This is a genomic window from Lactiplantibacillus dongliensis, from assembly GCF_005405105.1.
GTDB lineage: Bacteria > Bacillota > Bacilli > Lactobacillales > Lactobacillaceae > Lactiplantibacillus > Lactiplantibacillus dongliensis.
In genome coordinates this window covers 29,867-44,571 of sequence record NZ_BJDK01000004.1, presented here as the reverse complement: position 1 = coordinate 44,571, position 14,705 = coordinate 29,867, and the positions used below count along the sequence as shown (strand labels likewise).

The following is a 14,705-nucleotide window of genomic DNA, read 5'->3' as shown; positions in this document are numbered from 1 at the left end:
ATTGGCGGAACTTTTTTAGTGCTTGAACAATTTGTTTTCGTATATACTTAACGTAACGCGCAGCAAGTTACAAGGAGATGTCATTCAGCATGCAAGCAGAAATTATTGCCGTTGGGACCGAGATTTTACTCGGTCAGATTACGAACACGAATAGTACCCACATTGCACAAGGTTTAGCCGAATTAGGGATTGATAGTTACTATCAGACCGTTGTCGGGGATAATCCCGCACGGTTAGCAACTGTGATTGAGATTGCAGCGCAACGTAACGATTTGGTCATTTTATCAGGGGGCTTAGGGCCGACTAAAGATGATTTGACGAAGCAAACACTCGCGGCCTATCTCAATGTTCCCTTGGTTGAAGATCCGGCTGCGATGCAGGTGATCACTGACCGCTTTACGCAGACGCAGCAAACGATGACGGCCAATAATCGGTTACAGGCCTTATATCCGGCGGGGGCTACCCCGTTGACGAATCATAATGGCTTAGCGGTCGGGGCCTTTTACCAGTCACCAGATTCAGCTGACTTCTTATTATTGCCAGGCCCACCCCGGGAAATGACCATGATGTTTGATACTGAAGCTAAGCCGCAATTACAAGCGGCGTATGGCCAGCAAGCCCAGATTTATTCACGGGTCTTGCGGTTCTTTGGTATCGGCGAGTCGCAATTGGTGACGGAACTTAAAACCTTGATTGACGATCAACAGGCGGTGACGATTGCGCCCTATGCCAAGACCAATGAAGTGACGTTACGCTTAAGCGCTCAGGCCGCAACCCAAGCTGAAGCAACCGTGGCTTTAGATACCGTGGAAGCTCAGATTAAAGCCCAGGTTGGGGACTATCTGTATGGCTATGGTGATGATAATTCATTAGTAGCGGTGGTCATTAACACAATGATCAAACGGCAACTTAGCATCACGGGCGCTGAAAGTTTAACGGCAGGGTTGTTTCAAAGTACGATTGGTGGAGTCCCCGGTGTTTCTGCCATTTTCCCTGGCGGCTTTGTGACCTATGCCAATGCTGCTAAGCATCAATTGGTCAACGTGCCGCAAGCGACAATTGATCATGACGGGGTCGTTTCGGAAGCAACGGCAATTGCCATGGCTGACGGGGCGCGCCAACAGCTAGCAACCGATACGGCCTTAAGCTTCACGGGGGTTGCCGGTCCGGACGCACTTGAAGGGCAACCAGCGGGGACCGTTTGGATTGGGCTGGCGTATCGCGATCAGCCAACTGAAGGCCGCTTGTATCACTTTGCTGGTGATCGGCAACGGATTCGGGAGCGTAGCGTGATGGCGGGGCTCGATTGGTTACGCCGTAAATTAGTGGCAGATACTGCCATCAAAAAATAGCACGAACTTTTGTTCGCTTTTTGCTTGCATTTCTGAAGGTGAACAGCTATGATATTAAGAGCGAGACCCAAAGGAGGAAATAATTTGGCTGATGCACGGCAAGCAGCACTAGATGCTGCCTTAAAAAAGATTGAAAAGAACTTCGGTAAAGGCTCCATTATGCGAATGGGGGATGCCGCTAATACGGCGATCTCGACCATTTCAAGTGGTTCCTTAGCCTTAGATGACGCGCTTGGTGTTGGCGGGTATCCCCGCGGCCGAATCGTGGAAATCTACGGTCCTGAAAGTTCCGGTAAAACAACCGTTGCGTTGCACGCTGTCGCTGAAGTGCAAAAGCAAGGCGGAACGGCTGCTTATATCGATGCTGAAAATGCTTTGGACCCCGTTTATGCTGAACATTTAGGTGTTAATATTGACGACTTATTGCTCTCACAACCAGATACTGGTGAACAAGGCTTGGAAATTGCCGATGCTTTGGTTTCCAGTGGGGCGGTCGACATTTTAGTTGTCGATTCCGTGGCGGCGTTAGTACCGCGGGCTGAAATCGAAGGCGAAATGGGTGACGCGCACGTTGGGCTCCAAGCACGACTGATGTCACAAGCGCTACGGAAACTCTCCGGGACGTTAAATAAAACGAAGACGATTGCGTTATTTATTAACCAAATTCGTGAAAAGGTTGGGGTTATGTTTGGTAACCCTGAAACGACGCCTGGTGGTCGGGCTTTGAAGTTCTACGCGACGATCCGGTTGGAAGTCCGGCGGGCGGAACAAATCAAAGACGGCACCGATATTATCGGGAACCGAGTTCGTATCAAAGTGGTCAAGAACAAGGTTGCGCCGCCATTCAAGCGGGCCGAAGTTGATATCATGTACGGTTATGGGATTTCTCAAACTGGTGAATTAGTTGATATGGCAGCGGACAAGGATATCGTTAAGAAGAGTGGGTCTTGGTACTCATACGGCGAAGATCGAATTGGTCAAGGCCGTGAGAATGCGAAGAAATACTTGGCAGATCATCCGGATGTCATGGCGGATATTCGACAAAAGGTTCGGGATGCTTATGGCATGGACGGCGCCGATGATGATGAAGCTAATACTGAAGCCGATTCAGCGGCCCCAACAACTGATCCTAGTGAATTAGATTTAGGTGATACTGAAAAAGATAAATAAATGATCGTTAACGTCCAAAACGGTGGTTTTGGGCGTTTTTATACATATTTTTTGCATAATTTAAGGGACGTTTGATGGCTAACGATGGGCTTCACATAAGACTTTAAGTTGACACTACTAGTTTCAAACATTAGAATAACAAGTGTGTAAGTAATCAAAATATAACATCTGAAAATTTGTAGTTGATTTTATGTTAACTGGATTTAGGTGATGCGGAGGTGGAAACATGAATGTTTTCGGTATAATCCTCGCAGTCATCGCAATTGTTGTCGGCTATGGGATTGGTTATGTCGTTCGTAAGAATGTCCATGAAAAGGAATTGGACGCGGCCAAGCACACAGCTGAGGGTATTATTGCTTCAGCCAAGAAGCAAGCGGAGACTCACAAGAAAGAAAAGGTTCTTGAATCAAAAGAAGAGAGTCACCGTTACCGAACTGAGGTTGAAAACGAGTTAAAGCAACGCCGGAATGAAGTGCAAAAGCAAGAAGACCGGTTGTTACAACGCGAAGAGACTTTGGATCATAAGGAAAATACTTTTGAAAAACGCGAAGATGCTTTAGGCAAAAAGGAAGACAAAATTGCCAACGAGCAAAAACGTGTGGAACAACAGCAACAAAGTGCAGCTTCACTAATCACGCAACGTCAAGCTGAATTAGAAAAGGTCGCCGCCTTATCGCAAGATCAAGCGCGGGAACGGATTTTAACGCAAACGCGGGATCAATTAACGCATGAGCGAGCCGTGATGATCAAAGAAAGTACGGACGAGGTTAAGTCGCAATCTGAAAAAGAAGCGAAGAACTTAATCGTTCAAGCCATCCAACAAAGTGCCGCGGATATGGTATCCGAAACCACCGTTTCAGTGGTTTCTTTACCGAATGACGACATGAAGGGCCGGATTATCGGTCGTGAAGGTCGAAATATTCGGACCTTAGAAACGCTGACTGGGATTGATTTAATTATTGATGATACCCCGGAAGCGGTCGTTTTGAGTGGCTTTGACCCAATTCGGCGTGAAATCGCTAAAATTGCGTTAGAGAAGTTGATTCAAGACGGTCGGATTCATCCGGCTCGGATTGAAGAAATGGTTGAAAAAGCTCGTAAAGAGATGGACGAAAAGATTCGCGAAACCGGTGAACAAACGGTCTTTGATTTAGGATTGCACGGGATGCATCCTGACTTGATCAAGTTAGTCGGTCGCTTAAATTATCGGACTAGTTATGGGCAAAATGTCTTAAATCATTCAATTGAAGTTGCGAAGTTGGCGGGTGTTTTGGCCGCTGAACTTGGTGAAGATGTTACTGTCGCGAAACGCGCAGGATTATTACACGATATTGGTAAAGCCGTTGATCACGAGATCGAAGGTTCCCACGTTGAAATTGGCGTGGAATTAACAACGAAGTACAAAGAAAACCCAGTGGTAATCAATACGATTGCGTCACATCATGGTGATGTTGAAGCGAAATCCATTATTGCCGTCTTGGTTGCAACTGCAGATGCAATATCCGCAGCTCGGCCAGGTGCTCGGAGCGAGTCGTTGGAGAATTATATTCATCGACTTGAAAAACTTGAAACGATTGCGAATGCGGAAGATGGCGTTAAGAAGAGTTATGCTATCCAAGCGGGTCGTGAGATTCGGGTTATCGTTAAGCCAAAAGACGTGTCTGATTTACAGGCTACCGTCTTGGCCCACGATATTAAAAAGCAAATTGAAAATGAACTTGAATATCCTGGACACATTAAAGTTACCGTCATTCGGGAAGTTCGAGCAGTTGACTACGCTAAATAAACAGAAGATAAGTTTAGGACTGAAAAGTCTTAGGCTTATTTTTTTACGATTGGGGCTCTGGTTGGATTCGTTAAGTAAAATAATGCCAAGCCGGACACCGCATTTTCAGACGATTAATGCTAAAATAACTGTTATAACAGTCAAACAAGGGAGAACATATGCGAATTTTATTTGTTGGTGATGTCATGGGTAACGTTGGCCAAGATGCCATTGCGACGTACTTACCTAAGCTGAAACGGCGCTATAAGCCACAGGTCACGATTGTGAATGGTGAAAACGCCACCCGGGGCCGCGGGATTAATCAAGAGGTTTATAAGAATTTCTTAACGGCTGGGGCCGATGTGATTACGATGGGCAACCATACTTGGGATAACAATGAAATTTTTGATTTTATTGGGGACGCGAAGAAGTTAGTCCGCCCACTGAACTTTCCAGCTGAAACGACTCCAGGTGTCGGCTATACGATTTTAAATGTTAATGCGGAAAAGTTAGCCGTAATTAACTTGCAGGGGAACGTCTTTATGGGTCAAAACTTAGCGAATCCGTTTACGACGGTCAAGCCAGTTGTCAAGGCCTTACGCGCCCAAACGTCGAATATCTTTATTGATATGCATGCCGAAACGACTAGTGAAAAAGAAGCCCTCGCGTGGTATTTAGATGGGCAGGTCAGTGCGGTCGTAGGAACCCACACACATGTGCAAACGAGTGATAACCGGGTCTTGCCTGGTGGAACTGCTTTCTTAACGGATGTGGGCTTCACGGGGCCGTATAACGGTATTTTAGGGATGACACGTGAAAATGTCATTAGTCGCTTCTTAGACCAAATGCCAACGCGGTTCAATGTGCAAGAAGATAGCCCGGCTGTTTTATCCGGTTGTGTCATTGACTTAGACGGTAAGACTGGGCATGCCAAGAAGATTCAACGGGTCTTAATTAACCCGGACCACCCTTATTTTGACGATTAATTTAGGTCATAGAAAGTAGGAACCAAAGTGTCAACAAAAGCAAAAGAAACGCCAATGATGAAGCAGTATTTTGCGGTCAAAAATCAATACCCCGATGCGTTCTTGTTTTATCGGCTCGGGGATTTCTATGAGATGTTTTTTGACGATGCCATTAAAGGCGCGCAACTTTTAGAACTAACGTTAACGACGCGGAATCATTCCGCTGTTAATCCGATTCCCATGTGTGGGGTGCCGCATCGAGCGGTTCAAAATTATATTGATATTTTAGTGGATAAAGGCTATAAGGTCGCGATTTGTGAGCAGATGGAAGACCCGAAGTTAGCTAAAGGCATGGTCAAACGCGAGGTTATCCAGTTGGTGACACCCGGGACGACTTTAGAACGTGGGGCCGAACAAGCTAAGTCCAATAACTACTTGACGGCGTTAGTTCAGGACGCTGGTCAGTATGGGTTTGCTTATGCCGACTTATCGACTGGTGAACTGAAAACGAGTTTGTTGACGACTAACGATGCGCTGATTAATGAATTAACGAGTTTGCAAACTAAAGAAATCGTGGTCGATGCGACGGTATCCGCCGAGTTGCGGGCTCAAATCAAAGCACTCGGTATCTTAATTTCGGAACAAAATAACGTTGAACCGCAAGCCGAACTCAGTTATTTAACACAAGATTTGACGGTTGCTTTGGAGCAGCAAGTGGTTGAACATTTGTTGATGTATGTCAACGTGACCCAAAAGCGGAGCCTGGCGCATTTACAAAAGGCGATTGCGTATGAACCATCATACTTTTTAAAGTTGGATCATAATTCTAAGTATAATTTGGAATTAATGCGTTCGATTCGGACGGGAAAGAAGCAAGGCACGTTATTATGGCTGTTGGATGAAACCAAAACTGCCATGGGTGGGCGCCTCTTAAAACAATGGCTAGATCGGCCATTGATTGTAAAAGCTGATATTGAAACTCGGCAGAATAAAGTGGCCGCGTTATTAGCCCATTATTTTGAACGTAGTAACTTGCAAGAAGAACTGACTAAAGTTTATGACTTGGAACGTTTAGCCGGCCGAGTGGCGTTTGGCAGCGTGAACGGCCGGGACTTGATTCAATTAAAGACGTCCTTGCGCCAAGTGCCAAAGTTGCGGTATATCTTAGCGGAGCTGGATCCCGAAGTGTTTAAAGACGAAGTCAGCCGGTTGGATCCCGTGGAAGATGTCGCGGACCTGATCGACCGGGCGATTGTTGACGAAGCACCGTTATCGGTAACGGATGGCGGGGTCATCAAGGATGGCTATGATGAGCAGCTTGATAAGTATCGCGACGCCATGAACAATGGGAAAAAGTGGATTGCTGCTTTAGAAGCGCAGGAGCGCCAAGTGACGGGGATTAAGAACTTGAAGATCGGTTTCAACCGCGTCTTTGGCTATTATATTGAAGTGACCAAAACCAATCTGGCCCAATTACCAGCGGAGCGGTACGAACGGAAGCAAACGTTAACGAACGCCGAACGTTTCAGTACGCCTGAGCTAAAAGAGCATGAAAGCTTGATATTAGAAGCAGAGAGCCATTCTACCCAATTGGAGTATACCTTATTTACCAAGGTGCGAGAAACGGTTAAAGCGGCTATTAAGCGGCTTCAAACGCTAGCTAAGGCGGTCGCTGCGATTGATGTGCTCCAAAGCTTTGCGGTTGTGAGTGAAGATTACCGGTTTGTGCGGCCGACTTTAACGAAGTCTCATGATTTAGAGCTGATTGATGGCCGGCATCCGGTTGTTGAAAAGGTGATGGGTAATCAGAGCTATGTGCCCAACGATGTGAAGATGGCACCGGATGAGACGGTCATGCTGATTACGGGACCGAACATGTCTGGGAAAAGTACCTATATGCGGCAATTGGCATTAACGGTGATTATGGCGCAGATCGGTTGTTTTGTGCCCGCGAAAAAAGCGCAGTTACCCATCTTTGACCAGATCTTTACCCGTATTGGGGCTACAGATGACTTGATTTCGGGTCAAAGTACTTTCATGGTCGAAATGCAAGAAGCCAATAATGCGTTGAAGCACGCGACGGCTAACAGTCTAATTTTGTTTGACGAAATCGGTCGCGGGACCGCAACTTACGATGGGATGGCGTTAGCACAAGCGATTATTGAGTTTGTGCATAATAATATCCATGCCAAAACGTTGTTCTCAACCCACTATCATGAATTAACCGCGTTAGATCAAGAATTAGTTGGTCTACAAAACGTGCATGTGGGGGCGACAGAACAAAATGGTGAGCTTGTCTTCTTGCATAAAGTTGAAGCGGGTGCCGCCGATAAGTCCTACGGGGTGCATGTGGCGAAGTTAGCTGGGATGCCGGCGGACTTGTTAGCCCGGGCTAATAAAATTTTAGCAAGTTTAGAAGCACAGGGGAGTACCGTTTCGACGCAGGTGGCGCCAGCTAGTTCATCAGCAAGTACACCGGTTGAACCGGTTGAAGCAACGGAACCCGCTGAAACACCGGATAACGTTGCCAGCACGCCAGCAACCGTTGCCGCGGCTCCCGCGCCGGAGGAACAACTGTCGTTATTTGCAGAACCGACTGTGACCGATCCTAAAGGTGAAAAGGTTATCCAACAGTTGAAACAATTGAACTTGATGGCAATGACCCCGATGGATGTCATGAACCAACTCTACAAATGGCAACAAAAGTTAACGAAGTAAGGTTTAAGTGAGAAAGGCTGAACGTGATGAGTAAAATCCATGAATTATCATCCGTATTAGCGGATCAAATTGCAGCAGGTGAAGTGATTGAACGGCCAGCGTCCGTCGTCAAAGAACTGGTTGAAAATGCGCTCGATGCGCACGCCACCCAGATTGATGTGATGGTCGCGGAAGCCGGTATTCAGTCGATTCGCGTGATTGATGACGGTGATGGCATTGCCGACGATGACGTTTTGATCGCCTTTAAGCGGCATGCTACTAGTAAAATCACCTCACGAGCCGATCTGTTTCGGGTCCAATCGTTGGGCTTTCGTGGTGAAGCGTTGCCCAGTATTGCCTCAGTAGCCGATGTCGTCTTGAATACCAGTAACGGGACGACCGGCACGAGTATTCATTACCGTGGCGGTAAATTATTGAAGCAAGCACCGGCGCCCTTACGGAAAGGGACCGATATTAGTGTGACCGACTTATTCTTCAATACGCCGGCTCGTCTCAAGTATTTAAAGTCAGCGCAAACGGAACTAGCTAATATTTTGGATATCGTCAATCGGCTAGCCTTAAGTTACCCGGGCGTCGCGTTTCGGTTAGTCCATAACCATAAGGAATTACTGAAAACGGCCGGTCGTGGTGATCTGCAGCAAGTCATTGCTGGTATCTACGGGGTGCAAAATGCCCGCAAGATGGTGGCCATTACTGGTGAATCAGCTGATTATCAAGTGACGGGTTACGTGGCGTTGCCTGAGTTAACGCGCGCGAGTCGCCAGTACATCTCACTTTTGATCAATGGTCGGTTTATTAAAAATCAACAATTGACCAAAGCCGTGATTAAAGGCTATGGCTCAAAGTTAATGGTCGGTCGGTATCCGATTGCGGTCGTGGCGATTCACATGGATCCGTTATTAGTTGATGTCAACGTGCATCCAACGAAGCAAGAGGTTCGGTTAAGCAAGGAACCTGAGTTGGCCAAGCTGATCAGTACGACCATTACGGAACGGCTAGCCAATGTTAACTTGATTCCATCGGCTTTGACTAATCTCGGTAGTCATCGACGGGAACGGTTGAATACTGATCAGCTGGCGATGGATTTAAATGCCGCGTCAGTACAGCATCAACCGTTGTCAACTGATCCAACGGTGACCAAAGCGACCCCGGCCTCGATGGCAACGCCAGTTACTGCAGGGAAGCCTGATTCAACCGCTAAGCCAACTACTAAGCCGGCGACTCATTTAGCTGATCAACAGCCCAGTACGGCACCTACTGAACCGATTATGATTGCAGCTCGTAACGAGTTAAAGACGCCGATGATTGCTGAATTTGATGCAAAGTATCAACATGAAGTGTCGGCGTTACCGTTTGGCAAACCCGCCGCTAAGCCGACTAGAGTTGCCATTCAAGCCGAACCAGCGGCGGCCCCGGCTGAATCGGCCGAGCGCTTTCCAACTTTGCGTTATTTGGGTCAAATGCATGGGACCTACTTGTTGGCGGAAGCTGATGATGGGATGTATATCTTGGATCAGCATGCGGCACAGGAACGGATTAACTATGAGTATTATCGCCAAGCCATTGGTGAGGTCAGTGCGGATCAACAGAACTTGTTAGTGCCAATTGTGCTGGATTATCCGACAAGTGATGTTTTGAAGATCAAAGAGCAATTGCCGTTGTTAGCTGAATTAGGCTTACACTTAGAACCATTTGGCGGCAATAGTTTTATTGTCCATGCGCATCCGACCTGGTTTAAGGCCGGCCAAGAAGAAGACACGATTAAAGAGATGATTGATTGGGTCTTGAATGACGATAAATTAACCGTGGCGCAATTTCGAGAAAAAACGGCGATTATGATGTCGTGTAAACGTGCTATCAAAGCGAACCACCATTTAGATGATCAGCAAGCTCGGGCGTTACTTAAAAAGTTACCCACCTGTGAAAATCCGTTTAATTGCCCACATGGTCGCCCGGTGACGGTCCATTTCACGAACTCCGATATGGAAAAGATGTTCAAGCGGATTCAAGATAGCCATACGGCGCAAAGTCACAATTAGCGTTGCGTTGGGCGAGTTAATTAACTAAAAATCATTTTATTGTAAAAAGTCTGTTAACGGTGTGTAACTGTTAGCAGACTTTTTAGCTTTGTGTAAATATTAAGTAACAAATTGACAAAGTTAGGTTAAAGGTTAGTGATGAAGCCCAGTTAACGGGTGGATTCATGGTAAAATACTTTTATACTTATTTTCAGAAATTAATGGGGACTGGTGGGTAACCACCAAAAAAGAGGGGGGTTCAGTTGACTAAATTACGCAAACTACCGCTATGGGGCTGGTACTCGCTGGGGTTTGTCATGATTGTGACGATCACCTTTGGCAGTTTATTCTTGGCGGGACGGACTTTGATTTGGGAAGTTGACGGGATTGCCCAACACTTTCCAATTTTGGTTGAATTTCAAAAGATTTTACAGCATCCGAGCCAACAAGGCTTATTTAGCTGGTCTTGGAACCTCGGCTTGGGTGCGGATCAACTGACGACCTTTGCGTATTATGTGGTCGGTGACCCGTTTAATTATCTCGTCGCTTTGATTCCGCATGCGCAACTAGAAGCCGGCTATCAAGGCTTGATTTTGTTGCGCTTTTATACGATTGGTTTAGCATTCTTAGGCTTTAGTGGTCAGTTTAAGTTTAGCCGCTTCAGTCGCTTGATTGGGACCTTAACGTATACGTTTACGGCCTACACGTTCTATGTCAGTATGCACCATCCCTTTTTCTTGTTACCAATGATTTGGTTCCCACTGTTATGTTGGACGATTGAACGGGTTTTGCATGGTCGGGCTTGGTGGCCGTTGACGTTGCTAACCGGCATTGTCATTATGAGCAACTTTTATTTTGCGTATTTACTAGCGTTAGGTAGTTTAATCTACGCCGGCATCCGTTATTGGCAATTAACTGCTGAAAAGCAGCCATTACCGGCGTTTAAAGTCTTACTCAGCCGGTTCTTGCTGGCGGTGGGACTAGGAGTTGCAATGGCGGGGGTGATTTTGGTACCGACGCTATTGGCGATGTTACACGCAACCCGGACCAGCTTTGATTTTGCCAATGGTCTGTGGACGTATCCGATTAATTATTACGTTAATCTGCCGAACCGCTTGCTGACGAATGGCGGTGGGGTGCAGTATTGGGTTACTTTAGGGTTAAGCGGGATTAGTTGGCTCGGACTGATTTACAGCTTGCGGCATTTTAAACGGTATTTCTATGTCAATGTGATCATCGTCGGCATGGCAATTGGCATCTTGCTCCCGGCTTTTGCAGCAGTCTTCAACGTCTTTTCCTCACCGTCTAATCGCTGGTTATTGATGGCGACGCTTGTGTTCGCCTATGTCACAATGGTCTTGGTGGATCAGTTGCCGACTTTAACGCGTGATGATTTGAAGTGGCTAGCGGGGATTAGTTTGGGCTTGATCGCGATCATCTGGATCGTCAATGGCTTTTACTTAAATATTCGTAAACATGATATTGCGACCTTTTTAGTGGTATTGGCATTGGTGATCTTTGTGTTATTGCAACGCATCTTTATCTTGTCGCCGCGCCAGTATCATGGGCTGCTGATGGGACTAGTGATGCTTAATCTGCTAACTAATGGGCTCGGTTGGCTCAGTATTAATACGACTTCCGGTGCTAGTGAACAGATTCGCCGCGGCACAGCTTTAACTTGGGTTAAGCACTATTTGGACGATGCCGAGACTGGGTTACCGAAAACTGGGTTTTATCGGACAAATTTAATGCCCAATTACTATACGATTCGTTCAGCCGGCAATAATATTCCGATGGTTTTAGGCACGCACACCGTTGGCTCTTATTTCTCGGTTCAAAATGCAGCCCTTGGTCGGTTGAGTCAGTCGGTTGGTAACGTCGAGTATGCCATGAACGCCCCGTTAGGCAGTTTAAATGAACGGACAACCTTAAACAGTCTGTTAGGCGTCAAGTATTTATTTGCCCGGGCGGATCAACTAACTAATCAAGCGATGCCAGCGGGGTATACCCCTGTTAAATCTGCTAACGGTCACGTTAAGGTTTATCCAGATAAATTTGTGTACGGCTTGAGCAATCATACGGGGACGGTAATTTTGAAGTCGAATCAAACGTTACCGCTTGCTTATACCCAAGCGCAGCAGTTTTCTACGGCTGATTATCAGCAATTATCACCGATTGATCGGGAACAAGCTTTGTTACAAGGGGCTTTAACGACGACTAAGCTGGCTGGCGTGCCAACAATCACGCCGGTCAAGCGTAGTCAGCCAGTGGCCTACCAAGTGCAAGTTGACGACAGCAGTGTCTTGGATACGACTGATAAAGTCATGATTTATCGAATGCAGCATGCGACGGGAATGTCGAATGGCGTCTCGGGGCTTGCAGCCGATGCCACGACTTTAACGGCCAAGCAACGTCAGGCCTTAGCGCCGGCGACCAAGATGACGCGGCCATCAGCAGCAGTTCAGCGATTAATTAAAACCAATCAAATAATCGTTGATCGCACGACGACGGCGAATCAGCGCCGGCTAACGAGTCTGACAAGTGATGTGCAGGGCAACCAACTGTCTTATCAGCTAAAAATAAAACAGCCTGAAAAGTATCGTCAGTCAGAATTGTATTTATCATTGACTGGGATCACTTATGATCGGTCGTCGATTGGGCAAAGCCTGCAGACAAGTGCTGCTAGTACGGTCTTTAATGCACGGCCGAATACGAAATTAGATCAAGTTAATCAATTGCGGGATGGTCTTAAGGATAGCTTGAGCGCTAGCGGGTATACGTTAACGGCTAAAACGGTTGATAACTCGGTCGATTTCGATCAATTAGGGACGACCAATATGTCTGATTATGAGCAGCGCCACGCGGCGGTCTTTAATTTGGGCTATAGTAATCGGTTACGTAAGACGATTACGTTGGACTTTACCAATATGCAAGGCCTGCATTTTAAACATGCCAAGCTGGTTGCGGTGCCATTTGGGTCAATTTATCAAGCTGAAACTGCACGTTTACAGCAGCAGGGATTGACCAACTTAAAGGTTACTAATAACCAAGTGACTGGTCAGACTACGACGAGTCAGCGGCCAACCGTTTTGACAACGTCGATTCCGTATTCGACGGGCTGGCAATTACAAGTTGATGGGCACCGGGTTAAAACGCAGCAAGTCAATGATGGCTTCGTGGGGGCCCGGTTAGCAGCCGGTCAGCACACGATTAAGTTGCGGTATCGCACGCCTGGTTTAGATTTAGGCGGGAGTTTAACAGTCTTAAGCTTAGTTGTGACGGCTGGTTTAGCTTGGTGGCGCCGACCGCTGAAACGGCGATCGCACTAAGTTTTAGTCAATTAAAAAATGGTCGGGATGATTTGGTCTTTCACCAAGTCATCCCGACCATTTTAGATTTTTGAACTGACTAAAGTTAGCCCAGGCGAATCAAATGTGCTGGCATCGTCAACGGCTGATCGAATTTAGTCCATTCGGGTTCCGCAACTAGCATGACTAACGGGGTGGGCGTAGTCGTTAACCATGTTTTCCGCGGTGTTATGGCGGCCATTGTTTCCGTGATATCGGCTAGCACATCCGCATCGGTGATCTGCCACAGCCGGTGGGTCGTTCCCGCTGGATCGGTGACGTCACAAGCTTTGGGAAAATGGCCGACCCAATCATCGATCAACATTTCGATGACGGGCTGTTGGGGATATAAGACGGTATTGATGGCTGCTGGCGCCATGGTCGTGACCGTCGCTGGCGCAGTCCAGTTGGCAAGTAAGCGCCACTGATGAATCCCGTGGCTTGTTAGTTCATACCAATAGTAGGCAGGGGTAGTTTGTAGCTGTTCATCGGCGGCTGTCCAGTCAGTCGTCGTCCCGCTGGTAATTTTTTTAAGGCCGCTAGTCGTGGGTAAGATCGCGGTAAAAGGCTTTAATTGCATGATTGTTCAACTCCTCAGAAGATGAGCATAGCATGCCTATGACTGAATCAGCAAGCGATGACGATGACTTTTTATTAAAAATCAAAGGGATTTTGTTACCCTAATCTATTAAGTGACCCGGGTTTTATGGTACAATTTAGCGAGCAAACATACGTTTTATTAAAGGAGTTTATGACTGTGTATGAATATTTCTTAGGCCAGATTACGGATGTTACGCCAGCATTTGTGGTGATTGAAGTGGCTGGGATTGGTTACAAGGTGTTAACCGCTAATCCGTATCGGTATGAAGTCGGCCAAGCTGCCGTTAAGATGTTTATTCATCAGGCGGTTAGTGATAACGGGATGTCGTTATTTGGCTTTTACGATGCCGATGAAAAAGCGTTATTTGAAAAGTTGCTAAACGTTTCCGGGATTGGTCCGAAATCAGCTTTGGCTATTTTAGCCAATAACGATCATTCCGGCTTGATCCAAGCTATTAATCAAGGTAACGCCACGTATTTGACGAGTTTTCCAGGGGTCGGTAAGAAGACTGCGCAACAAATCGTGTTAGACTTGAAAGATAAATTAAAAGATTTGAATGTTGATGTGACTGGTCAGACTGCCTTGAGTGTTGAGGCGCCAGTCGCTGATGGGGCCTTAGCTGATGCACTAGCAGCGTTAACCGCGTTGGGCTATGCTGCGCGGGATGTCAAACGCATCACGCCGAAGTTAACGACGTTTGCGACTGCCAATGCCGCAGATACGAACCAATTATTGAGTGAAGGGTTACGATTATTAACGAAGTAGGAGG

9 protein-coding genes are annotated in these 14,705 nt (G+C 46.8%); 8 read left to right on the top strand and 1 reads right to left on the bottom strand.

Annotated elements, in window-relative coordinates; genetic code table 11:
* Window positions 1-89 precede the first annotated feature (89 nt).
* From FFM80_RS01655 to FFM80_RS01625, 7 genes are all read left to right on the top strand, one after another.
* Window positions 90-1,352 (top strand): competence/damage-inducible protein A, encoded by a 1,263-nt coding sequence (locus FFM80_RS01655; RefSeq protein WP_137639233.1) that lies wholly within the window; start codon window positions 90-92, stop codon window positions 1,350-1,352.
* An 84-nt stretch (window positions 1,353-1,436) separates the two neighbouring features.
* Complete coding sequence (gene recA, locus FFM80_RS01650) at window positions 1,437-2,522, top strand: recombinase RecA (protein WP_137639232.1); 1,086 nt, start codon at window positions 1,437-1,439, stop codon at window positions 2,520-2,522.
* 226 nt (window positions 2,523-2,748) lie between these two features.
* Window positions 2,749-4,308 (top strand): ribonuclease Y, encoded by a 1,560-nt coding sequence (rny, locus tag FFM80_RS01645; protein ID WP_137639231.1) that lies wholly within the window; start codon window positions 2,749-2,751, stop codon window positions 4,306-4,308.
* A 158-nt stretch (window positions 4,309-4,466) separates the two neighbouring features.
* Window positions 4,467-5,273 carry a TIGR00282 family metallophosphoesterase gene (locus tag FFM80_RS01640; RefSeq protein ID WP_137639230.1) on the top strand — a complete coding sequence of 269 codons (807 nt, stop codon included), beginning with the start codon at window positions 4,467-4,469 and terminating at the stop codon, window positions 5,271-5,273.
* A gap of 27 nt (window positions 5,274-5,300) precedes the next feature.
* Window positions 5,301-7,970 (top strand): DNA mismatch repair protein MutS, encoded by a 2,670-nt coding sequence (gene mutS, locus FFM80_RS01635; RefSeq protein ID WP_137639229.1) that lies wholly within the window; start codon window positions 5,301-5,303, stop codon window positions 7,968-7,970.
* A 26-nt stretch (window positions 7,971-7,996) separates the two neighbouring features.
* The gene (mutL, locus tag FFM80_RS01630) at window positions 7,997-10,009 is read left to right on the top strand and encodes a DNA mismatch repair endonuclease MutL (RefSeq protein WP_137639228.1); all 2,013 of its coding nucleotides are present in this window, start codon (window positions 7,997-7,999) and stop codon (window positions 10,007-10,009) included.
* A gap of 242 nt (window positions 10,010-10,251) precedes the next feature.
* Window positions 10,252-13,317: a YfhO family protein gene (locus tag FFM80_RS01625; protein ID WP_137639227.1), complete on the top strand. Its 3,066-nt coding sequence runs from the start codon at window positions 10,252-10,254 to the stop codon at window positions 13,315-13,317.
* 85 nt (window positions 13,318-13,402) lie between these two features.
* Here FFM80_RS01625 and FFM80_RS01620 read toward each other — a convergent pair whose 3' ends face one another.
* On the bottom strand, window positions 13,403-13,915 hold the full coding sequence (locus tag FFM80_RS01620) for a DUF1015 family protein (RefSeq protein ID WP_137639226.1): 513 nt from the start codon (window positions 13,913-13,915) through the stop codon (window positions 13,403-13,405).
* A 177-nt stretch (window positions 13,916-14,092) separates the two neighbouring features.
* Here FFM80_RS01620 and ruvA point away from each other — a divergent pair, with 177 nt between their 5' ends.
* Window positions 14,093-14,701 carry a Holliday junction branch migration protein RuvA gene (ruvA, locus tag FFM80_RS01615; protein ID WP_137639225.1) on the top strand — a complete coding sequence of 203 codons (609 nt, stop codon included), beginning with the start codon at window positions 14,093-14,095 and terminating at the stop codon, window positions 14,699-14,701.
* Window positions 14,702-14,705: the final 4 nt, after the last annotated feature.